Raw genomic sequence first — 21,848 nt, forward strand, 5'->3', positions numbered from 1 at the left:
CCCGCCGGGCATGGCCACCGCGGGACTCACATGCGCTGGATGCCCATCCGACGCAGCACCGCCTTCTCGATCTCCACCACCCCGAACTTCGCGCTCGCCAGCGCGGTGATCAGCAGCCACGACCACGCATCGAGCGGCGCGGTGCCGAACAGCGCCTGCATCGGCGGCGCGTAGGTGAACAGCGCCTGCAACCCCAGCGTGATCACGCAGGCCCAGACCGCGATGCGGTTGCCCGCCAGGGTCTCCCACCGGAAGGCGCTGGCGGTGAAGTGGCGCACGTTGAACAGGTAGAAGATCTCGCTCATCACCAGCATGTTGACCACCGCCGTGCGCGCCACTTCGATGGAGTGGCCGCGCGAAAGCTCCCAGCCGTAGACCACGAAGGTCGCCGCCACCATCAGCACCGTGATGTAGGCGATGCGCACGAACAGCAGCCGCGTGATCAGCGGTTCACTGGCCGGGCGCGGCGGGCGCCGCATCACGCCGTCTTCGGCGGGCTCAAAGGCCAGCGCCATGTCCAGCGTGATGCTGGTGACCATGTTGACCCAGAGGATCTGCCCGGCCGTGACCGGCAGCGCCAGGCCGGCGAACACCGCGATCAGGATCAGACCGGCCTCGCCGCCGTTGGTGGGCAGGATGAACAGCAGCGACTTCTTGATGTTGTCGAACACGCGGCGGCCTTCGCGCACCGCGTGGGCGATGGTGGCGAAGTTGTCGTCGGTGAGCACGAGGTCGGCCGCCTCGCGCGCCGCGTCCGTCCCCCGCTGGCCCATGGCCACGCCGATGTCGGCGGCCTTGAGCGCGGGCGCGTCGTTGACGCCGTCGCCCGTCATGGCCACCAGCTGGCCACCGGCCTGCAGATTGGCCACCAGGCGCAATTTGTGTTCGGGGCTGGCGCGGGCGATCACGTCGGTCTGGCCCAGGCGGGTGCGCAGTGCCGCGTCGTCCAGCGTGTCGATCTCGGCGCCGGTGATCGGGTTGCCGTCGCGCAGGCCCAGGCTGGCGCCGATGGCGGCGGCGGTGGTGGCGTGGTCGCCGGTGATCATGAGCACGCGCACGCCGGCCTGCTGGCACTCGGCCACCGCGGCCACCGCCTCGGGGCGCGGCGGGTCCATCAGCCCCACCAGGCCAAGCAGGGTGAAGCGCGGCGTGATGTGTTCCAGCGTGAGTTCGCTGGTGCGTGCGGGCAGCTCGCACTCGGCCAGCGCCAGCACACGCTGGCCCTGGCTGGCGGCCCCGTCCATGCGCGCCTGCCAGGCCGCAGCGTCCAGCGGCAAGCCGGCCGCGTCGCGCACGCACAGGCCCAGCACGCGCTCGGGCCCGCCCTTGAGCAGGGCGAACACGCGACCCCGGTGATCGTGGTGCAGCGTGGCCATGTAGCGGTTTTCCGACTCAAACGGCAGGCTGTCGGTGCGCGGCGTGCGCGCGGTTTCTTCGGCCAGGTCCAGCCCGGCCTTGAGCGCCAGCGTGAGCAGCGCGCCCTCGGTCGGGTCGCCGGCCAGCGTCCAGCGGCCCGCCGCGTCGCGGTGCAGCTGCGCGTCGTTGCACAGCAGGGCGCAGCGCGCCAGGCCCAACAGCTCCGTGTGGCGATCGGTCGCCACGGGTCGGCCATCCGCATGGAAACCGCCCTCGGGCGCATAACCGGCGCCACTCACGGTCAGGCTGTCGCCCGGCAGCATCACGCCCACCGCGGTCATCTCGTTCTTCGTCAGCGTGCCCGTCTTGTCGGTGCAGATCACGCCCACCGAGCCCAGCGTCTCCACCGCGGGCAGGCGGCGCACGATGGCGCGCTGCCCGGCCATGGCCGCGGTGCCGATGGCGAGCGTGATGGTGACGATGGCGGGCAGGCCTTCGGGGATCGCGGCCACGGCCAGGCCCACCACGGCGAGAAAGATGTCGAGCGCCGGCAGGCCGCCGACCCGGCTGCCCCACAGGAAGGTGGCCACGCTGACCAGCAGGATGAAGAAGGTGATCTGGCGCGCGAACTGGTCGAGCCGGCGCGTCAGCGGCGTGGCCAGGGTCTGCAGTTCCGAGACCATGCGCCCGATGCGGCCGATCTCGGTGGCGCTGGCCGTGGCCACCACCAGGCCGGTGCCCTGCCCCACCGCCGCCACGGTGCCGGCGTAGGCCATGCCGGTGCGCTCGGCCAGCGGCGCCAGCGGGGCCACCGGCGCGCTGTCCTTGTCCACCGGCAGCGACTCGCCGGTGAGCGCGGCTTCGTCGATGCGCAGGTTCTTCGTGGCCAGCAGGCGCAGGTCGGCCGGCACACGCGTGCCCGATTCGATCAGCACCACGTCGCCGGGCACCAGATCACCGGCGTCGATCTCGTGCCGCTCGCCGTCGCGCAGCACCGTGGCGTGGCTGGCCAGCATGGCGTGCACGGCTTCGAGCGCGCGTTCGGCCTTGCCCTCCTGGATGAAGCCGATCACCGCGTTGATGAGCACCACGCAAAAGATCACGGCGGCGTCGATGAGGTCTTCCAGCCAGAGCGTGGTGAAGCCCGCAGCCAGCAACACGTAGATCAGCACGTTGTTGAACTGCCCCGCAAAGCGCCGCAGCCAGCCCGGGCGCGCGGCCGCGGTCAGTCGGTTGGGGCCGTGGGTGGCCAGGCGAACGGCGGCTTCGGCGGGGGTCAGCCCGGTGGCGCTGCTGTCCAGGGTCTGCAGCGCCTGTTCTGCGGCCTGTGCGTGCCAGGGCGGCTGTTGGTCATCGATGGCAGGGCGGGGCAAGGGATGGGTGTCGGGGCGCATGGAACAACCATAACCCGAACACCATGGCGCCCGCCACCGGCGTGGTCAGGCTTCCAGTGAAGCCATGGCCGACGGCGACCATTCGAGCGCGTGGTGGTCAAAGCCCGCGGCCAGGGTGGGCTTGACCACCTCGAAATAGGGCGACACGTCAAAATCGCGCGGCGTGAACAGGCTGTGGTGGCGCACGTGCAGTACCTGGCGCACGCAGTCGTCGCAGCTCGGGTCGTCGGTCGCGGTCTCTTCGACGATGGGCAGGATGGGGTAGAGCACCGTCTCGAAGGCCTGCGCGATCAGGGTGGAGCAGATCGCGCGCGTGGGGTCACCGCTGCCCACGGCCAGCAGGCGGCGGCGCCAGCGCACCGGCACCGGCGGCGTGGGCAACAGGTAGCGCGCGAGGTCCAGAATGTTCTTGAGGTCGTAACGGTGGCCGATGCGCTGCACCGCGAAACGGCAGACCGCCTGGGCCTCGTCGATCCGCAGGCTGGCGGGCCGGCAGATACGGCAATGCAGCCCCGCGTAGGTGCTCAGCGGCACGGCGCGCACGCCCTCGCGAATGTCCGCCTCCACCACCATCAGCGGGCCACCCGGCTGCAGAGGCCCGACACAGAGCGCCGCGTGCGACCAGGTGGACTGCGTGAGGTACTTGATCGCCGTGCTCACGCGCGTGGTGCCTTCCACCAGCACCACATCGGCAGGGCGCAACGCCGCGGCCAGCAGGCGCTGGTCGGTCGGAAAGCCGATGGACGCCGACCGGCCCGGCTTGGTCAGGTAGCGCGCCAGCGCACGCCCGATGGCTTGTCTGATCATGAGGTCCTCCCGGTGTAAGAATGGCGCAGTTTCGGCGACTCCATCCGAACAACTCCAACAAGGAATGGTCGTGAACATCCGGAAAATCTTGCTGCTGCTGGTGGTGCTTCTGGGCATTGTGGCCTTCTTCGCCTTCGGGCTGGACCGCTACTTCAGCCTCGCGTTCCTCAAGGAGAGCCAGGCCAGTCTCGCGGCGCTGCGGGAACAACAACCGCTGCAGCTCGCCCTGGGCTATTTTCTGGTCTACATCGCGGTCACGGCGCTCTCGCTGCCCGGCGCCACCATCGTCACGCTCGCGGGCGGCGCGATCTTCGGCCTCGGCTGGGGCCTGCTGATCGTGTCGTTTGCGTCCAGCATCGGTGCCACGCTGGCCTTTCTCACCGCGCGCTTCCTGCTGCGCGACAGCGTGCAGGCGCGCTTCGGCCAGCGCCTGGCCGACATGGACAAGGGCATCCAGAAAGACGGTGCGTTCTACCTGTTCACCCTGCGCCTGATCCCGGTCGTTCCGTTCTTCGTGATCAACCTGCTGATGGGCCTGACCCAGATGAAGGCCTGGACGTTTTACTGGGTCAGCCAGCTCGGCATGCTGGCCGGCACCGCCGTGTATGTGAACGCGGGCACGCAGCTGGGCCAGCTGGAATCGCTGCAGGGCATCCTGAGCCCCGGCCTGCTGGGCAGCTTCGTGCTGCTGGGCCTGTTTCCCCTGATCGCGCGCAAGGTGGTCGAGGCGGTGCAGAAGCGCAAGGTGTATGCGAAGTGGGCCAGCGTGCGGCCGGCGACGTTCAACCGCAACCTGATCGTGATCGGCGCGGGCGCGGGTGGCCTGGTCTCGGCCTACATCGCCGCCGCCGTCAAGGCCAAGGTGACGCTGATCGAGGCGCACAAGATGGGCGGCGACTGCCTGAACTACGGTTGCGTGCCGAGCAAGGCCCTGATCAAGAGCGCCAAGCTCGCGCACCAGATGCGCCACGGATCAAACTACGGCCTGAGCGACACCACGCCCACGTTCAGCTTCAAGGCCGTGATGCAGCGCATCCACGGCGTGATTGCCGCCATCGAGCCGCACGACAGCGTGGCGCGCTACACCGGCCTGGGTGTGGAGGTGCTGCAGGGCTACGCCAGGCTGGTGAACCCGTGGACGGTGGAGGTTGCGCTCAACGGCGGTGGCACCCAGCGCCTCACCGCGCGCAGCATCGTCATCGCCGCCGGCGCCCGGCCTTTTGTGCCACCGCTGCCCGGGCTTGACGAAGTCGGCTACGTGACCAGTGACACGATGTGGGACGCGTTCGCCAAGCTCGACGAAGTGCCGAAGCGCCTGGTGGTGCTGGGCGGCGGCCCCATCGGCTGCGAACTGGCGCAGGCCTTTGCGCGTCTGGGCGCGCAGGTGACGCAGGTGGAGATGGCGCCGCGCATCATGCTGCGCGAAGACGCCGAAGTGAGCGCGCTCGCCCAGGCTGCGCTGGCCGCCGATGGTGTGGCGGTGCTGACCGGCCACAAGGCGCTGCGCTGCGAGCAGGTGGACGGCGAGAAGATCCTGGTGGTGGAGCACGAAGGCGCGGAAAAGCGCATCCCCTTCGACCAGCTCATCTGCGCCGTGGGCCGCGTGGCGCGGCTGCAGGGCTACGGGCTGGAAGAGCTGGGCATCCCGACGAACAAGACCGTGGAGACCAACGAATACCTGCAGACCCTCTACCCCAACATCTACGCCGCGGGCGATGTGGCCGGGCCCTACCAGTTCACCCACGTGGCGGCCCACCAGGCCTGGTACGCGGCGGTCAACGCGCTGTTCGGCGACTTCAAAAAATTCAAGGCCGACTACTCGGTGATCCCCTGGGCGACCTTCATCGACCCCGAGGTGGCGCGCGTGGGCCTGAACGAGCAGGACGCGAAGGAAAAGAACATCCCCTACGAAGTCACGAAGTACGGCATCGACGACCTGGACCGCGCCATCGCCGACAGCGAGGCGCATGGTTTCGTGAAGGTGCTCACCGTGCCGGGCAAGGACACCATCCTGGGTGTGACCCTCGTCGGCACGCACGCGGGCGACCTGCTGGCCGAATACGTGCTGGCCATGAAACACGGCCTGGGCCTGAACAAGATCCTCGGCACCATCCACACCTATCCCACGCTGGCCGAGGCCAACAAGTACGCGGCCGGTGAATGGAAGCGCGCGCATGCGCCGCAGCAACTGCTGGCCTGGGTGGCGAAGTTCCACGCCTGGCGCCGGGGTTGAACCTCGGGGGCTGAAACGGAGTCCATACCTCATGCACCACCGCCGTCACTTCATCACCCTGCTCGCCGCCGCAGCCATCGCCCCGCTGAGCGCCCACGCCCAGACCACCTTCGACCACAACCACACCGCCTGGGACGCGCTGCTGAAAAAACATGTGCGCTGGCTGTCCGACGGCAAACAGTCGCGCGCGAATTACAAAGGCTTTGCCGCCGACCGCGCCGCACTCAAGGCCGTGCTCGACAGCCTGAGTGCCGTGCCCAAGGCCACCTTCGACAGCTGGAGCCGGCCGCAGCAGATGGCCTTTCTGATCAACGCCTACAACGCTTTCACGGTTGAGCTGATCCTCACCAGATACCCCGACCTCAAGTCCATCAAGGAGCTGGGCTCGTTCGTGCAGTCCCCCTGGAAGAAGAAGTTCTTCACGCTGCTGGGCGAACAGCGCCACCTCGACTGGATCGAGCACGAGCAGCTGCGCCCGCGCTACAACGAGCCGCGCGTGCACGCTGCCGTCAACTGCGCCAGCATCGGCTGCCCGGCCCTGCGCGACGAGGCCTTCACCGCCACCCGGCTCGAAGCCCAGCTCGAAGACGGCATGCGCCGCTTCATGGGCGACCGCACACGCAACCGGGTCAAGGGTGACAAAGTCGAAGCCAGCAGCATCTTCAAATGGTTCAGCGAAGACTTTGAGCAAGGCCACGGCGGCTTCAAACAGGTGGAAGACGTGTTTGCGAAATACGCCGAACAGCTGAGCGACCAGCCCGCCGAGCAGGCCGCACTGAAAGCGAAGACGCTGGGCGTGAACCACCTCGACTACGACTGGTCGCTCAACGACGCGGGGCGCTGAGCGGTGGACCGGGTGACCGCGGCCGGTCGTCCGTCAGTCGCCGGGGCGCGTCTCCTGCACATCGGCCAGCTGGTTCATGGTTTTCAGGATCACATCGGGCGCGTAGCGGATGTTCATGAACTCGCTCATGCTCAGGGAAGGCCAGGCCAGCGCGATGCGGTAGCGCCCCGGCAGCGAGTAGACCTTGTTGTCGACGATGAAGATCTCGTAGGGCAAAGCGGCCATGTGCTCCTGCCCCGCCGCCCCGAGCTTGCCGACCCACCAGCCCTCGCCGCGCGCCGCATCGTTCATCGCCACGCCGAACACCGCCAGCTTGCGGTCGGCCATGACCACCTCATACACCTTGGCGGTGGTGCCCACGCCGTTGGCCAGGCCCTTGCGCACCATCTGCAGGGCTTCGTCGAAGCTGCCGAATGCGCGCAGCTCGGCGCGGAAGGAATCAAACCGCTCCATGGACGTCATGTACTGGTAGTTCGCCAGCCGATCGGCCGGCACGTCACCACCGAAGCTGGCGCCCGTCCCCAGCGCCTTCGTCAGCCGCGCCTGCACCGAGCGGGCCGCTGCCTCGGCCTGCGGATACGCCTGACGCAGGTAGGCCCGGTACCAGTACTCCGGCGTCGTGTACGACACGCGGCCGTCGCGCTGCACGCCGACCCGGATCGCCGCCGCCACAATGCCGCTGCCGCCCGACGCGCGGATGGCCTGCAGCATGGCACTGTCGGTCACCAGCACCACGCCGCCCGCCTGCAGCCCCTTGGGCAGGTGGCGCCCCAGCAGGGTGAAACCCTCGGCCTGCAACTTTTTCTCTACAGCCCCCATCTGCGCCTGCAGTTCGCCCGCCGGCAGCGGCGCACCACTCGTGTAGGGTGACAAGGCCTGACAGGTCGAGACCACCATGAACAGCCATCCAGCCAGCAGCAGTTTTTTCATCTTCCAGGTCTCCTCCAGGGTTGACCCGAACCATAGCGCCGCTGCGGCAACGCCGCATCAGGGCTATTCCCATGCCGGTTGGGGTATTTGGGCTGTTCGCGGGCTCGTCGCCCTGACGCTGGCGGCGGTCGGCATGGCGCAGGCCGCGCCGACCCTGCCGCCGTTGCTGCTGGGCGAAGGCGCACTCAACCCGGCCTGGCGCTTCGTGGGCTTCCCCAAGAAACACGCCGACCTGCCCGCGACCCGCTTCGAGGCCGGCCGCGTGGACGGTCAGGCGGCGCTGAAGGTGGTCACCGCCTCGTCTTACGGCACGCTGGTGTTTGACGCGCCCGACACCGCGCCCACCCACCTGCAGTGGCGCTGGCGACTCGACCAGCCGCTCACCGGCGGCACGGCGCCGCCCAACCTGCTCACCAAGGCCGGCGACGACGCCGCGCTGAAGGTCTGCGTGATGTTTGACCACCCGTTGAGCCGTGTGCCCTTTGTCGAGCGCACGGTGCTGCGCTTGGCGCGCAGCATCAGCGGCGAGGCCCTGCCCGCGGCCACGCTCTGCTACGTGTGGGACAGCGGGCACCCCGCGCCGCTGCAGGGCGCCAACCCCTACACCCGGCGCGTGCGCTTCATCAGCCTGCAGGGCCAGGGCGCACCGCTGGACCAGTGGGTGAACGAAAGCCGCAACATGGCGCAGGACTTTGCAGAACTCTTTGGCGACGAGCTGCCCGCTGGCGCGGAAGTCCCCCGCGTGAGCACCGTGCTGATCGGCGCCGACAGCGACAACACCGCCAGCCGCAGCGTGGGCTGGGTAGCCGATTTGCGCTGGGCCAACGAACCACCCTGAAACAACCCGTAACATCGGGGCCCATGCACCACGGCATCGAAAAACTCCTGCTGCTCGGCGCCGGTCATGCCCACGTGCAGGTGCTGGCCCAACTGGCCCGGCAACGCCCCGCCGACCTGGACGTGACCGTGCTCACGCCCTACCCCTACCAGACCTGCAGCGCCATGGTGCCCGGCCTCGTCGCCGGCCGCTATAGCGAGGCCGACTGCCAGATCCCGCTCGACCCGCTGATCAGGGCCGCGGGCGCGAAATGGCTGCAGGGCCGCTGCACCGGCCTCGACGCCGCCGCGCAGACCGTGATGGCCGCGTCCACCGGAAAAAACAAGGAGCTGCCGCCCGAGCTGCGCTACGACCTGCTGTCCATCGACACCGGCGCCGTGATCGACCGCAGCCGGCTGGAGGCCGAGATGCCCGGCGCCAGCGAACGCGCGCTCATCGTGCGCCCGACCGAAGTCTTTGCCAGCCTGTGGCCGCGCGTGCTCGACATGGCCCGAGAAAAGCCCCTGTCCATCGCCGTGATCGGCGCCGGGGCCGCCGGCCTGGAGCTGCTGTTCGCCGCCGAGCAGCGCCTGCGCGAAGCGGGCTTTCAGGCCACGCAGTTCACGCTGCTGACCGGTGACGCCGACATCGCGGCCCACTACCCCGCGGGCGTGCGCCGCCGGGTGCTGCGGCGGCTCAAGCAGCGCGGCATCACCGTGCTGCGCGAAACCTGCACCGGCATCGGCCCGCAAGGCCTGCAACTCGGCAGCGGCGCCACGCTGCTGTGCGACGTGCCCCTGCTCGCCATCGGTGCACACGCACCCGCCTGGCTGCAAGGCAGCGGGCTGGCCCTGTCCGACACCGGGCAGGTGCTGGTCAACGCCTTCCAGCAGAGCCCCAGCCACGCCAACGTGTTCGCCGCCGGCGACGTGTGCACCCGCGCCGACCGGCCTCACGCCCAGAGCGGCGTCTACGCCGTGCGCGCCGGACCGCCGCTGGCGGCCAACCTGCTCGCCGCCCACGAGGGCCAGTCGCTGAAAGCCCACCACCCGCCAGCCAACACGCTCAACCTGCTGTCCTGCGGCGCCGGTCACGCCATCGCCACCTGGGGCCCGCTGCACGCCGAAGGCGCCTGGGCCTGGCGCTGGAAAGACCGCATCGACCGCGCCTTCATGGCCAGGTACACCCCGCCCGCCACGGCCCCGCGCGCCGACCATGCCCAGCCCCAGCCCCGCTGAGCCCAACCCGGCCGACCGCAGCGCCTGGGCGGTCTTCCTGATCTTCCTGCGCCTGGGCCTCACGTCCTTTGGCGGCCCGGTCGCCCACCTCGGCTACTTCCGCAGTGAATTCGTCGAACGCCGCCGCTGGCTCAGCGAAGCGGCCTACGCCGACCTTGTGGCCCTGTGCCAGTTCCTGCCCGGCCCGGCCAGCAGCCAGGTCGGTCTGGCGCTGGGCCTGGCGCGCGCGGGTTACGCGGGCGCCTTCGCCGCCTGGGCCGGCTTCACCCTGCCCTCGGCCATCGCGCTCATCGCACTCGCCCTGGGCCTCACCCAGGCCGGCGACGCCCTGCAGAGCGGTGCCGGCGCGGGCCTGCTGCACGGCCTGAAGGTGGTGGCTGTGGCCGTGGTCGCGCAAGCGGTCTGGGGCATGGCGCGCAGCCTCTGCCCCGACGCGTCCCGCCGCGCGCTGATGCTCGCCACCGCCACCCTGCTGCTGGCCTGGCCCGGCACCAGCACGCAGTTGCTCGCCATCGCGCTCGCCGGTGTGCTGGGCCTGCTGCTCATGCGCCCCGCGGCCGACGCGCCGCACGAACCCATGAGCGTGCCCGTGAGCCGCACAGCGGGCGCGGCCTGGCTCGCGCTGTTCTTCGCGCTGCTGCTGAGCCTGCCCCTGCTGCTGCAGGCCATGCCCTCGCAGGCGCTCGCGCTGGTCGATGCCTTCTACCGCGCGGGTGCGCTCGTGTTCGGCGGCGGCCACGTCGTGCTGCCGCTGCTGCAGGCCAGCGTGGTGCCACCCGGCTGGGTCAGCGCCGACGCCTTCCTCGCCGGCTACGGCGCCGCGCAGGCCGTGCCCGGCCCGCTGTTCACCTTCGCCGCCTTCCTCGGCGCGGCCATGCAGACCTCGCCCACCGCCTGAGCCGGCGGCGCGCTCGTGCCAGCCGCCGTCTCCGCGCCCGCCTTCCTGCTCATCGTCGGCGCCCTGCCGTTCTGGGAAAGCCTGCGCGCCCAGCCCCGCGTGCGCGCCGCGCTCATGGGCATCAACGCCGCCGTGGTCGGCCTGCTGCTCGCTGCGCTGTGGAACCCGGTGATCACGAGCGGGATTCGCGGGGTGGGCGATGGGCTGCTGGCCGGTGTGGCGCTGGTGGCGCTGATGAAATGGAAATGGCCACCCTGGGTGGTGGTGGCGGGGTGTGCGGGGGTGGGGTGGGTGATGGGGGCTGTCGGGGTCTAGTTCACGAACTCACCGTCTGCAAGCAAAACTCAGCCCCCGCGAAATTCATTTGAAATCCATGTGTTGCATATGAATGAACAATCTGCCCTGCCAGACTTGGTAACGATGCAAGTCCCTCCGGAGTTACAGCCGCAACTTCGCCTGTACCGCCGCCTTTACCTGGCACGTATTGACCTAGAAGAGGCTCGTGCAACCGTGGATGATCTGCTTTCAAGAAGAATTGCGCTTCCGAGAAGAAAATTACCAAGCCCACTACTGCTCGCGATGACTACTGCTTTGGTCGTAGCGTACGCGCGACCTTTCGTCCACTCGCGCGGGCACTCTGTCGTCGCTGATAAGTCGGTACCTGGTGCACTGCTTCGAGGTCTCACGTCAAAGGAACGTGAACTGCATGAATACCTGGTGAACTTGCGGAACAAAGAAGTTGCGCATTCAGATGCCGATGCATTGGAGATGTCTTTAAAACTCTACGCAGACGGCGACGGTGCCATTTTTCGCAATACACGATCACCGTTTCCACGCTCTGCTCTGACGGCAATCCTCCAAGTGATTGCAAAACTCGACAAAGCGTTGGATCAGAAATGCCAAGATCTCAGGCAAGAGCTCCCACTTGAGGTATGGATTTGAAACGCTCACCGTAAATCCCTAAACGTTCGATTGAAGCAACTGAAAATTCCATGAAACTCGGCTACACCATCATCTACGTCCCCGACGTCACCGCCTCGCTGGCCTTCTTCGAACTGGCCTTCGACTTGAGACGCAAGTTCCTGCACGAAAGCGGCACCTACGGCGAACTCGACACCGGCGAGACCACGCTGTCGTTCGCCGCGCACGCGCTGGGTGACATGAACTTTGCCGGCGGGCATGTGCACGCGGACACGTCCACACAGCCGCTGGGCTTCGAGATCGCGCTGGTCACGGACGACGTGCCGGCCGCGCACGCCAAGGCCATCGCGGCCGGCGCCCGCGAGATGGCGGCGCCTTTGCAGAAACCCTGGGGGCAGGTCGTGTCTTATGTGCGTTGTCCGGACGGCACCCTGGTGGAGCTGTGCACGCCGATAGCCGCCTGAAAAAAAATGTCCGAGGTCTGAGCCCCGCGAAGCGATTCGCGGGGCTTTTTCATGTCGCTACCCCGTTGCGCAGTGCTGTGGTGATCCGCAGGATTTGGCAATGGACGCGCCGTTCATTACAAAAAGCCACATTTGAAACGTTCAGAATCTACCGACTCATGGGTGCTGGTCGATCGGTCTATGCCCCTCCACTTTTGGGAACAGCGCGCCGAAAGGCCTTGAATAGAAAGTGGTTTTATAAGACAAAGTGCGTCATATACACCGCTTTGAGTACGTGTTTATAGGTACATGAGGCTCGGTATTGATACCCAAGACGGCTGTCGTGACACTGATCCCCATCGCGGCAACATGGAAACCAGTGTGAGTGCCGCGACCCTCCTGGCGGGCCAGCCAGGTCACCAAGGGGAGTCACATGAAACCACTCACAGACAACCATCTTCGCCCGTCCCGCCGCAACGCTTCCGGCGTCCGGGTTCTCGAACCGGGGGACGGGCTTGAACAGGCCGAACGACGGGCCTTCCTGCAGGCGCTGAGAAGCCACGGCATCACCCTGTCGGCGACTTGTTTGCTGACCGGGACAGGCGCTTTCTCGGCCGACGCCGCAACGCCGACCGGACCGACCAGCGAACGCCCGACGCCAACCCTGGCCGTCGGCCATATCGTGCGCGACTTTGCCGATGCCTATGTCGAACTCATCCGCCTGCTGCGCGAAGCTTCCGAAGTCGAACACGCCCTGATGGCCCAGTACCTGTACGGCGCGTTTTCACTCAAGCCCGCCTACGCCTCGATCGCCGGCTATGGCAGCCCGAATTCGAACGACCTGCTCGGCGTGGCCATCCAGGAGATGCAGCATCTTGGCCAGGTCAATGCGCTGCTGATGGCGCTGGACGCCTCGCCGCACCTGATCCGCCAGGATTTCCCCTACCAGCCGGACATCTACCCCTTCGAATTCAATCTCGAACCGCTCACCCAGGTCTCCCTGGCCAAGTACGTCTATACCGAGGCACCGGTGAATGGGCTGAAGCGCAGCAAGGTCTCGAGCCCGCGCGATCACCAGTTCCTCGATCAGCTGGATCGCGTCCTCGGTGGCAGCACCCGGCCCAACCACGTCGGCAGCCTGTACGACAGGATCATCCAGACCCTGCAGGAATACATCAGCACCACCCCCAAGCGCGCGGAGGAAATGAAACCGTGGCTCGCCAAGCTCGAAGAGATCAAGCGCGAAGGCGAAGACAACCATTTCCTGTTTTTCAAGAGCCTCTTTCTCGGTACGCACGAGGGGTTCAAGGGACACCAGAACATCTGGTCGCTGGCACCGAACGACCCGGCCTACCCGAGCCTGCCGCTGGCGATCAACCCGAGCGCCTTCGTCGGCCACCCCAACCAGATCAAGGATCCGCTCGCCCTCAGTCTGGCCTGGCTCGGCAACCTGCATTACTGGACCATCCTGTTGCTCACCGACGCGGCCTATTCGGACGCCGACCACACCTACATCGACCTCGCCAAGCAGCAGATGATGGGCCCCTTCCTGTCGCTGGCGCGCCACCTGCCAACGCTTGGCGTCGGCATGCCCTGCGAACCGCTGAGCACCGGTTATGCCCCTTGCCGAACCACGGCGGCCCGCCTGCGCTTCGTTTCCAGCATGGTCGGCGAGTCCAACCAGCTGGCGCAGCAGCTCAAGGACCGTTTGCCGGCCGATTACCCGCTCGCCGTCGGCGAGGCCATGATGAGCACCCTGACCGAGAAGCGGGCGCAATACGCTTGAATCCGTGTCCGGCGACGGAAGGGTGTTTCAATCGCTCGCGGTTGCCGCCTCAAGGCTTGGCCAGGTGCCAGACCCCGCCGCGGAAGCCGTCACCCGAGCGGTCCCCCGGCTTCTTGTCGTTCGCCCACCGGTACAGCGGCCGGCCTTTGTAGGCCCACTGCTGCTGGCCGTCTTCGCGAACGATCAGCGAATAGTCACCGGCCGCCTGGGCGCCTTCCTTGGCCAGCATGGGGGGCCAGCTCAGGATGCAGACACCCGTGCACACGCTTTTTCCCGGTGTGGTCAGGTCGTTGTCCCACCAGTAGAGGCTCATGCCCTTTTCGTCGGTGATGACGCCCTCGGTGGTCTGGGGCTGGGCCCCGGCGACCGACACCCACGCCACCAGGGCCAAGGCGGAGAGGGCTTTCAAAGAAGAAGGGAATGTGCTCATGTCTGTGTCTCCTGGGTCAAATGACCACTTGCACTGTAGGAGTGGCAGACCAGGCGCCATTGAGCAGAATCAAGAAACGGCCGTTCCTGCGCTCTGGCGTCGTGTGGCGCTTGGCAGGCGCGCCCTGCAGAGGGTCCCATCAGGCCCACCCGATCCTGCTGCGTTGCGCTGCAAAATGCCCTCATGAAATCCGGTAACACCTCCGTCTGTGCCTCTGACGCACCGGCGCCGCAGCACGCGCCCCGGTGGCCGGCCGAGGCCTGGCGTCTGGGCGTGATCTCGGGCGCGGCCGTCGCCGCCCTGTGCTTCGTCTATCTGGTGGTGCTGGTCATTGGCCTGGCCACGCTGCCCTCGCCCGATCACCCGGTGCAGCAGCCCTGGTTTGCGCTGCTGGAGCTGCTGATCCTGCTCATCGCGCCCGCGATGGTGGCGCTCGCGGTGGCCATCTGTTGCTCTGCGTCGCCCGGGCGTTTGCCGCTGGCGCTGGTCGGACTGGTGTTCTTCGCCATGTGTGCGCTCACCACCAGCGCGGTGCACTTCGTCATCCTCCTGCTGGGCGGGCACGCGGCGTTCGCTGGCGAGCCCTGGTCCACCCTGGTTTTTTCGTTCCGCTGGCCGTCGCTGGTGTATGCGCTCGACATCCTCGCCTGGGATGTCTTCTTTCCCCTGGGCGCCCTCTTCCTCGCGCCCGCCGTGCAGGGCACGGGGCTGGCCAGAGGCGTGCGCGTACTGCTGGTGATCAGCGCCGTGCTGGCGCTGGCGGGCCTGGCGGGTGTGGCGCTGGGCGACATGCAGGTGCGCCTGATCGGCGTTGTCGGTTATGCGCTGTGTTTCCCGGTTGCGGCTGCGATGCTGGCGCTGCGGTTCCACCGGGAAGGCCGCGAGGTCGCGGGCTGAGACATTGGCGCCGGTTTGGCCGATCATTGCCGCGGGCATTCTGCTCACCACCCCATCCGAAACGCACCAGGAGGACACCGTGCAAACCGTCACCATGCCTTTGCAGCTCGCGCCGACCAGCCTGACCCAGCCCATCTTGCCCAACTGGTCGTTTCACCTGTTCAACGTGAACCTCGGCTCGTCGTCGAACCCGGCGGTGGAACAGGCCGCGCTGGACAAGGTGGGCAGCTATGGCCGGCAGATCGGCCACCTGGCCGAGGCGCTGGAGCTGATCGTGAAGAAGGCGAAGCTGCTGGAGAACCAGGACCTCACGCAGGACGAGAAGGACGTGCTGCAGGTGTTCCTGGGCGACGTCTCGGTGATCCGGCAGATCAAGGCGTCGCAGCCGTTCAGCTGAGCACGCGCCAGCCCAGCCCGGGTGTGACCGCCCGCGCTTCGCCCTCGCCCAGAACCACCGGTTGCAGCAGCCCCGTTTCAACCGCTTCCCGCGTGAACTCGCGCAGCGTGCGCACCTTCGCACAGGGCACGCCCACGGCGTTGAGGCGCTGCTCCAGGTCGACGGCGGACCGGTCCGCCAGGCGCGCGGCCAGGGTGTCGCGGAAGGCCTTGGGGTCGCGTGCCCGCGCAAAGCGGGCGCCGGCCTCGGCGTCCTCCGGCTCCAGCATCGGCGCCACCTCGGCGGGCGGAATCTCCAGCACGGCCAGCAGCCGCGCGACGTGCGCGGGTGTGTTGGCGCCGATGGCGAGCCAGCCGTCGCGGCAGGCAAAGGTGTCGGCGGCGGGGCTGCCCGAGTAGCCCTTGTTGCCCACGCGCGCGATGTCGTGGTCCAGCGTCATCGCGTCGCAGGCGAAGGGGTACATGAGCTGCAGCGCGCTGGCCCACATGCTCACGTCCAGGAAGCTGCCCACGCCGGTGTGCTCGCGCTCACGCAGCGCGGCCACAATGGCCAGCGCACCGATGACGCCGGTGGCGGCATCAACGACGGGGAAGCCGACCTTGACCGGTGGATCCCCTTCCTGCCCCGCCAGCATGGTCATGCCGGTCAGGGCCTGGATGACGTGGTCGTAGGCGCCGCGCCCGGTGCGCTGCGGATCGGCGTAGCCATAACCCGAGATCGCGCAGTAGACGATGCCCGGATTGAGGGCCTTGAGGTCGTCGTAGCCCAGGCCGTGACGCTGCAGCACCCCGGGGCGGTAGTTGTCGACCAGCACGTCGGCCTCGCGTGCATAAGCCAGCAACGCGGCCCGGCCTTCGTCGCTGCCCATATCGATTTCGCGGGTGATCTTGCCGGCGTTGAGCGCCGTGAAGGCGCTGGCGCCCGAGGCCGAACGTCGCATGACGTCGCCTCCCCCGGGCTTCTCCACCTTGATCACCTCGGCGCCCATCTGCGCGAGATGGAAGGTGGCAAAGGGCCCGGCGATCACATGGCTGAAGTCCAGCACGCGCACGCCGCGCAGCGCCTGCGGCGGAAGGGAGAAGCCCGGCGGCATCAGTTGCTCACCCCCAGGCGCGCGGCCTTGACCAGCTGGTTGAATTTCAAGGTCTCGCTCTCGATGAAGCTTCTGAACTCTTCCGGTGAGCGGCTGAGCGCGACGATGGAGCCAGCGGCCTCGGCATCGGCGCGCAGGACCGGGTCTTCGTAGGTTTTGGTGACCGCCTTGAACAGCAGGTCCACCACCTGCGGTGGCGTGCCGGCCGGCGCCCAGAGGCCGAACCAGGCGTCGAGCGCGAGGTCGGGCGTCTTGAACACCTCCACCAGCGTCGGCACGTTCGGGAATCCGGCCATGCGCTGGGCGCTGGTCACGGCCAGTGCGCGCACCTTGCCGGCCTGCACATGCGGGATCGCGGTCGAGGCGATCGGAAACGCGAAGTGCGTGGTGTTGGAGAGGATGGACGGCACGATCTCCACCGAGCCCTTGTAGGGCACGTGCACCGCGTCGATCTGCGCCTGCAGCACCATGGCAGCGCCCGCCAGATGGGCCGCGCTGCCGATGCCGCCCGACGCGTAATTGAACTTGCCGGGTTTTTTGCGGGCCTCGGCCACCAGGTCTTCGACGGTTTTGAAGGGCGAGTCGGCGTGGACCACCAGCATGGACGGTGAGAAGGCGGTGCGGGTGACGAAGCTGAAGTCTTTGAGCGGGTCGAACTTCACACCGGGCTGCATGGCCTTCTGCGTGATGTGCGACGAGGCGCCCATGAGGATGCTGTAGCCGTCGGGCGGCATGCGCGCGACGTTCTGCGCGGCCAGGATGCCGCCCGCCCCCACGACGTTCTCGACCACCACGCCGCCCTTGCCCAGCACCTCGCCCAGCTTGACGGCCATCTTGCGCGCCAGCAGGTCCGGGCCCCCGCCGGCCGCGAAGGGCACGATGATCTTGATGGGCCGGTTGGGGAAGTCGCTGGCCTGCGCGAAGCCCGTCAGCGGGAGGCCCAGCAGGGCGCCGGCCGTGGCGAGCGATTGGCGGTGGAACTGGCGTCGGGTGGTCATGGCTTGTCTCCTGTTGTGTTTGAACGCATGGTAGGCAGCGCGTACCATTCCTTCAATTGAAATAACGTACTCACAAATTAACCCATGGTTAACAAAGAACCCTCCCCGAACAAGGCCCCGTCCGTGGCCCGGCGCTTGCGCCTGCCCCAGCTGCAGATGGTTCGCATGGCCGGGGACGGCGCCAATTTCCGCGAGATGGCGCAGGCCTTGCACGTGACGCAACCAGCCATCACCAAGATGGCGCAGGAGCTGGAGCGGACCCTCGGCGCCGAGGTGTTCGACCGCAGCGCCTCGGGCCGGCGGCTCACCGCCATCGGTCTGGCGGTGCTGCCCCATGCACAGCGTTCGCTGGCGGCGCTCGGACAGCTGGAGGAAGAGCTGCCGCGTTACCGGGACGGCGGCCAGCCCGCGCTGCGCATCGGCTCGCCTTCGTTCACGGCCGCGGTGCTGCTGGCGCGACCGGTGGCGCGCTGGCTGCAGCAGACACCCGGCGCCCGGGTGCAAATGAGCGACGGGGTCAGCGTCCAGCTGCTGGCGGCCCTGCAGGCGGGCGACCTGGACTGCGTCATCGGCAGCTTCGACGAGGGATCATCGAGCGACGTCGACCTCGCGCAACTGCACTTCGAAGGGCTCTACGACGATCACGTCACCTTCGTCGTGCACCCGGACACGCCGGGGCGAACCCGGCTCAACAAGCTGGGGCAGCTGCTGGACCTGCCCTGGGTGATTCCGCCTCGCGACTCACAGGTCTGGAAGGTGTTGCGGCAGGCGTTCACGGCCGCCGGCCTCGCCCTGCCCTCGGGGGTGCTCGAAACCAGCTCGGTGCAGGCCATCGGCGCCATCCTGAGCGAGGCGCCGGGCACCGTCGGCGCCATGCGCGTGGACGCCGGGCGCTACCTCGTGCGCCACGACGGTCTGGAGATGCTGCCGATCACACCGGTCATCAAGCTGCCCCAGATCGGCATCCTGCGGCTGCACTCGGCCCAGCCGTCGGTCGCGCTGGACAGCCTGCTCACGCTGGTGCGCGCCGAGGTCTCGACCCTGATCGCTCAGCGGCCGCGCCGAGCGCGGGCGGCGACCGCTGTGAAGTGAACCGGTTGAAGTGAAGGGTGAACGGCTTCATTTGCCGCGCAGGCCCTCCTGCTCCATGAGCAGGTAGGTGTTGTAGGCGTTCATGCGGTTCGCAAACTGGAACATGGGCATGTTTTCCCAGGCACTCCAGTTGGTGCTGGCGTAGGCCTCTTCAAACGGCACCATCTCTTCCGACGCCTTGCCCATGGTGCTGCGCAGGTAGCCGAGGTAGTCGCGGATGACGCCGATGTCCTTGCGCGGATCGGTGGACGCCGCGCCGTGACCGGGCACCACGGCCAGCGCGTCGAAGGCGAGCAGGCGGCTGAGCGCGCTGATCCACTGGTCGCTGTTGGCCTTGCCCACAAAAGGCAGGCGCCCGCTGAAGATGAGATCGCCCGCAAACAGCACGCGCTCACCGGGCACGTAGATCGCCAGGTCTTCCGGCGTGTGCGACGGCCCCACCTGCTCGATCACGAAGCGCGCGCCGGCCAGCTCCAGCGTGGTGGAACCGTCCAGCCAGCGGTCGGCGGGCACGAGCCGGGTCTGGGCATTCACCCAGGGCGCCAGCTCGGTGCGCGAGGCCTCCAGCCGCTGCTGGGCCGTCTCCGAATGGAGGTACTCCCGTGCGGCGCTGTGGGCAATGATCTGCGCGCCCTGGGCCTTGAAGGCCTGCAGGCCGTAGATGTGGTCGGCGTGGTAATGGGTCACCAGCACGTGTGTGACCGGTTTCGGGGTGACTTCGGCGATCTTGTTCAGCAGGCGTTGCGCCAGCGCGGGCGAGCCCAGTGCGTCGATCACCACCACACCCTGCGGCGCCACCACGAAGGCGGCGTTGCTGATGAAGTTCTGGTTGGCGGGCGTGCCCAGCGCGGCCAGCCCTTGCACGTAGTAGGTGTTGGGGCCGACCTTCTGGAGCGTCATGTCGGACGCTGACTGTGCGCCCACCGCTGAAGCCGTCAACAGCAGCAGCGCCGAAGCGCCCCGGGCCAAGGAGCGTGAGAGCCGCCGCACCGCGGCCAACAACGGGTTCAACATGATCGGCTCCTTGGGTGTTTCAGCAGACGCTCAGCCTCTCAGTGCTTGGCCGGCGCGGTGGCTTTGGCGGCGGCGTCGAAGCCGCCCTTGGCCTTCCATTCTTCCATGCCGCCTTGCAGGATGCGCAGGTTGTCCCAGCCTGCCACGCGCATGGCGAAACCGGCCTGTGCCGAAAGCGAACCGGTGTTGCAGTAGATCAGCACGGGTTTGTCTTTGGGGATGGTGTTGCGCTTGGCCAGCACCTGGCGCCAGTCCATGTTGATGGCGCCGGGGATGTGGCCCTTGGCGAACTGGCCGGCGTCGCGCGCGTCGATGACCAGCATCTTCTTCCACTCGTCGGCCGGGATCTGCTCGGCAAAGATCACGCCACCGCCATAGTCCACGAATTCGAGGTACGCCTCCATCTCGTCGACGGCGATGGCCTTGTTGTCGGCGTGGGCAGCGGGGGTCAGCAGCAGGGTGCTGGCGGTGAGGGCGGCAAGCGCCAGGCGGGACAGTTTCATGGGGTTTCCAGCGGGGTGGTTATGGATAAAGTTGTTTATCAGCATTGACTGATATTTTCTCAGCAGAGCGGGGGTTGCGGACAGGTGTTTCCCCTCCCCTGCGCAGGTAGACGCTCAGTGGCTGGCTCCGGCGTCGGGTTCGGCGAAGGGTCGGCGGTTGATCGCGTAGTCGGTGATCTGGCCCTTGAAGGGCAGCGTCAGCATGCCCCCCAGGTGGGCCACTTCGTGCGGGTCGGTGTGGCCGTGGATGCCGATGATCATGCCGAGCTGGCCGGCGCGCGGCTGCTCGCGGTAGGTGCCGAACAGGCGGTCCCACAAGGTGAGGTTGAAGCCGAAGTTGGAGTTGCTTTCGTCGTCTTCCACCGAATGGTGCACGCGGTGCATGTCGGGTGTGACGAGGAACCAGCGCAAAGCGCGGTCCAGCGCGGCCGGCAGGCGGATGTTGCCGTGGTTGAACATGGCGCAGGCACTGAGCAAGATTTCAAAGATCACCACCGCCAGCACCGGCGCGCCCAGCAGCGCGATGGTGGCGAACTTGATGCCCATGGACAGCACGATCTCCAGCGGGTGGAAGCGTGTACCGGTGGTGAGGTCGTAATCGAGGTCCGCGTGGTGCACCCGGTGCAGCCGCCAGAGAGCAGGCACGGCGTGCACCATCACGTGCTGCAGCCAGATGACGAAGTCCATCGCCACCACGGCCAGCGGCACGGCGAGCCAGAATGGCACGCTGAAATAGTGCAGCAGTCCCCAGCCCTGTTCGGCGCTGAGCGCGGCCATGCCGACGGCCGCGAGCGGGAAGAACAGCCGCACCAGCGCGGTGTTGATGAGCACGATGGCGAGGTTGCTGCGCCAGCGCAGCGCGCGCGGCAGCAGGCGCACGCGCCGGGGCGACAGCGTTTCCCACAGCGCGACGAGGGCGAACACGCCGACGAACGCGCCGGTGCGGATCATCCATTCGTGCGCCAGCACCCAGGCTTCGAGGTCCATCGCAGAGCCTCAGCTTTCGAGCGGCAAGCCGGCGGCCTGCCACTCGCTCACGCCGTCGGACACCTTGCGGGCGCGGTAACCGCGCGCCCGCAGCAGCGCCACGGCTTCGTCGGACAGCAGGCAGAACGGGCCGCGGCAGTAGGCGACGATGTCCTTGTCGCGCGGCAGCGAGGCCAGGTGCTTTACCACTTCGGCCAGCGGCATGGAGCGCGCGTAGGGCAGGTGCGCCACGGCGTATTCGTCGCTCGGGCGCACGTCGATCACCACCACCTCGCCGCGGCGGGCCTGCTCCATCAGCGCCCGCCGGTCCACCGGTGCCAGCTGGCCCGGGTGGGCGGCCATCTGGTCGAGCGCCAGGCGCAGCTCCAGCAGGTGTTCTTCGGCCACCTCGCGGAGCTTCACGCCCAGGCCCGCCACGTCGGGGCCGGTGAGCCGGTAGTGGATGAACTTGCCCTCGCGCCGGCTGGTGACCAGCCGCGCATCGCGCAGCGCTTTCAGGTGGGCGCTGGCGAGCTTGATGTCGATCGACAGCTCGCCCGCAAGCGCATCCACCGACTTTTCGCCCTGCGCGAGCATTTCCAGCAGTTCCAGCCGCTTGGGGCTGGCCAGGGCTTTGCCGATGCGGGCGACCTGTTCGTACAGCAGGTCTTTGAGTTGGCGGCTTTTCATGCCTTCATTCTAACGATCATTAGACTGATGACCAAAACCCGATGGCTTGTGGGGACATGGGCGTACGGCTGCAGGATGCGGAACGGCCGGTGGCGGCCCTG

20 protein-coding genes and 1 pseudogene are annotated in these 21,848 nt (G+C 67.7%); 11 read left to right on the top strand and 10 right to left on the bottom strand.

Annotated features, from left to right (window positions below; translation table 11 throughout):
- Window positions 1–26 precede the first annotated feature (26 nt).
- Together F3K02_RS23970 and F3K02_RS23975 are read right to left on the bottom strand one after the other, a co-directional pair.
- The gene (locus tag F3K02_RS23970) at window positions 27–2,750 is read right to left on the bottom strand and encodes a cation-translocating P-type ATPase (RefSeq protein ID WP_177138793.1); all 2,724 of its coding nucleotides are present in this window, start codon (window positions 2,748–2,750) and stop codon (window positions 27–29) included.
- 45 nt (window positions 2,751–2,795) lie between these two features.
- Window positions 2,796–3,557, bottom strand: a complete 762-nt coding sequence (locus F3K02_RS23975; protein WP_177138795.1) for a YiiX/YebB-like N1pC/P60 family cysteine hydrolase — start codon at window positions 3,555–3,557, stop codon at window positions 2,796–2,798.
- A gap of 64 nt (window positions 3,558–3,621) precedes the next feature.
- On the opposite strand from F3K02_RS23975, the gene F3K02_RS23980 reads away from it, so the two are divergent.
- Together F3K02_RS23980 and F3K02_RS23985 are read left to right on the top strand one after the other, a co-directional pair.
- Window positions 3,622–5,790, top strand: a complete 2,169-nt coding sequence (locus F3K02_RS23980) for an FAD-dependent oxidoreductase (protein WP_218179566.1) — start codon at window positions 3,622–3,624, stop codon at window positions 5,788–5,790.
- Between the two features lie 31 nt (window positions 5,791–5,821).
- Complete coding sequence (locus tag F3K02_RS23985; RefSeq protein ID WP_177138797.1) at window positions 5,822–6,634, top strand: DUF547 domain-containing protein; 813 nt, start codon at window positions 5,822–5,824, stop codon at window positions 6,632–6,634.
- Between the two features lie 33 nt (window positions 6,635–6,667).
- On the opposite strand, the gene F3K02_RS23990 is transcribed toward F3K02_RS23985, so the two are convergent.
- Window positions 6,668–7,564, bottom strand: a complete 897-nt coding sequence (locus F3K02_RS23990; protein ID WP_218179567.1) for a hypothetical protein — start codon at window positions 7,562–7,564, stop codon at window positions 6,668–6,670.
- Here F3K02_RS23990 and F3K02_RS23995 point away from each other — a divergent pair.
- From F3K02_RS23995 to F3K02_RS24020, 6 genes and pseudogenes are all read left to right on the top strand, one after another.
- Complete coding sequence (locus F3K02_RS23995; protein WP_246309768.1) at window positions 7,530–8,402, top strand: DUF3047 domain-containing protein; 873 nt, start codon at window positions 7,530–7,532, stop codon at window positions 8,400–8,402. The two genes, F3K02_RS23990 and F3K02_RS23995, sit on opposite strands and share 35 nt — an antisense overlap.
- Before the next feature lie 23 nt (window positions 8,403–8,425).
- Window positions 8,426–9,619 (top strand): FAD-dependent oxidoreductase, encoded by a 1,194-nt coding sequence (locus F3K02_RS24000; RefSeq protein WP_177138799.1) that lies wholly within the window; start codon window positions 8,426–8,428, stop codon window positions 9,617–9,619.
- Window positions 9,597–10,832: pseudogene (gene chrA, locus F3K02_RS24005) on the top strand (chromate efflux transporter). Before F3K02_RS24000 ends, chrA begins: the two are co-directional and overlap by 23 nt.
- Before the next feature lie 69 nt (window positions 10,833–10,901).
- Window positions 10,902–11,459: a hypothetical protein gene (locus F3K02_RS24010; protein WP_177138802.1), complete on the top strand. Its 558-nt coding sequence runs from the start codon at window positions 10,902–10,904 to the stop codon at window positions 11,457–11,459.
- 50 nt (window positions 11,460–11,509) lie between these two features.
- On the top strand, window positions 11,510–11,902 hold the full coding sequence (locus F3K02_RS24015) for a VOC family protein (protein ID WP_177138804.1): 393 nt from the start codon (window positions 11,510–11,512) through the stop codon (window positions 11,900–11,902).
- Between the two features lie 412 nt (window positions 11,903–12,314).
- Window positions 12,315–13,667 carry a ferritin-like domain-containing protein gene (locus F3K02_RS24020; protein ID WP_177138806.1) on the top strand — a complete coding sequence of 451 codons (1,353 nt, stop codon included), beginning with the start codon at window positions 12,315–12,317 and terminating at the stop codon, window positions 13,665–13,667.
- A gap of 49 nt (window positions 13,668–13,716) precedes the next feature.
- On the opposite strand, the gene F3K02_RS24025 is transcribed toward F3K02_RS24020, so the two are convergent.
- Window positions 13,717–14,097: a COG4315 family predicted lipoprotein gene (locus tag F3K02_RS24025; protein WP_177138808.1), complete on the bottom strand. Its 381-nt coding sequence runs from the start codon at window positions 14,095–14,097 to the stop codon at window positions 13,717–13,719.
- Window positions 14,098–14,280: 183 nt separating this feature from the next.
- Here F3K02_RS24025 and F3K02_RS24030 point away from each other — a divergent pair, with 183 nt between their 5' ends.
- Both F3K02_RS24030 and F3K02_RS24035 read left to right on the top strand, forming a co-directional pair.
- Window positions 14,281–14,994: a hypothetical protein gene (locus tag F3K02_RS24030; protein WP_177138810.1), complete on the top strand. Its 714-nt coding sequence runs from the start codon at window positions 14,281–14,283 to the stop codon at window positions 14,992–14,994.
- Between the two features lie 79 nt (window positions 14,995–15,073).
- Window positions 15,074–15,391 (top strand): hypothetical protein, encoded by a 318-nt coding sequence (locus tag F3K02_RS24035; protein ID WP_218179568.1) that lies wholly within the window; start codon window positions 15,074–15,076, stop codon window positions 15,389–15,391.
- Here F3K02_RS24035 and F3K02_RS24040 read toward each other — a convergent pair.
- A complete protein-coding gene (locus tag F3K02_RS24040) occupies window positions 15,384–16,484 on the bottom strand; it encodes a CaiB/BaiF CoA transferase family protein (RefSeq protein ID WP_177138812.1) in 1,101 nt (366 codons plus the stop codon). The two genes, F3K02_RS24035 and F3K02_RS24040, sit on opposite strands and share 8 nt — an antisense overlap.
- Window positions 16,484–17,482 carry a Bug family tripartite tricarboxylate transporter substrate binding protein gene (locus F3K02_RS24045; protein WP_177138814.1) on the bottom strand — a complete coding sequence of 333 codons (999 nt, stop codon included), beginning with the start codon at window positions 17,480–17,482 and terminating at the stop codon, window positions 16,484–16,486. The genes F3K02_RS24040 and F3K02_RS24045 overlap by 1 nt, the downstream gene beginning before the upstream one ends.
- Before the next feature lie 84 nt (window positions 17,483–17,566).
- On the opposite strand from F3K02_RS24045, the gene F3K02_RS24050 reads away from it, so the two are divergent.
- The gene (locus tag F3K02_RS24050) at window positions 17,567–18,574 is read left to right on the top strand and encodes a LysR substrate-binding domain-containing protein (RefSeq protein WP_177138816.1); all 1,008 of its coding nucleotides are present in this window, start codon (window positions 17,567–17,569) and stop codon (window positions 18,572–18,574) included.
- Between the two features lie 27 nt (window positions 18,575–18,601).
- Here F3K02_RS24050 and F3K02_RS24055 read toward each other — a convergent pair whose 3' ends face one another.
- The 4 genes from F3K02_RS24055 to F3K02_RS24070 all read right to left on the bottom strand — a co-directional run bounded on the left by F3K02_RS24055 (window position 18,602) and on the right by F3K02_RS24070 (window position 21,747).
- Window positions 18,602–19,588, bottom strand: a complete 987-nt coding sequence (locus F3K02_RS24055) for an MBL fold metallo-hydrolase (protein ID WP_246309769.1) — start codon at window positions 19,586–19,588, stop codon at window positions 18,602–18,604.
- A 38-nt stretch (window positions 19,589–19,626) separates the two neighbouring features.
- Complete coding sequence (locus tag F3K02_RS24060) at window positions 19,627–20,091, bottom strand: rhodanese-like domain-containing protein (RefSeq protein ID WP_177138818.1); 465 nt, start codon at window positions 20,089–20,091, stop codon at window positions 19,627–19,629.
- A 114-nt stretch (window positions 20,092–20,205) separates the two neighbouring features.
- Entirely contained in the window at window positions 20,206–21,078 is an 873-nt protein-coding gene (locus tag F3K02_RS24065; protein ID WP_177138820.1) for a sterol desaturase family protein, read from the bottom strand.
- A 9-nt stretch (window positions 21,079–21,087) separates the two neighbouring features.
- A complete protein-coding gene (locus F3K02_RS24070) occupies window positions 21,088–21,747 on the bottom strand; it encodes an ArsR/SmtB family transcription factor (protein ID WP_177138822.1) in 660 nt (219 codons plus the stop codon).
- Window positions 21,748–21,848 lie beyond the last annotated feature (101 nt).

The sequence above is a fragment of the Hydrogenophaga aromaticivorans genome, assembly GCF_013387465.1.
Classification (GTDB): domain Bacteria; phylum Pseudomonadota; class Gammaproteobacteria; order Burkholderiales; family Burkholderiaceae_C; genus Hydrogenophaga; species Hydrogenophaga aromaticivorans.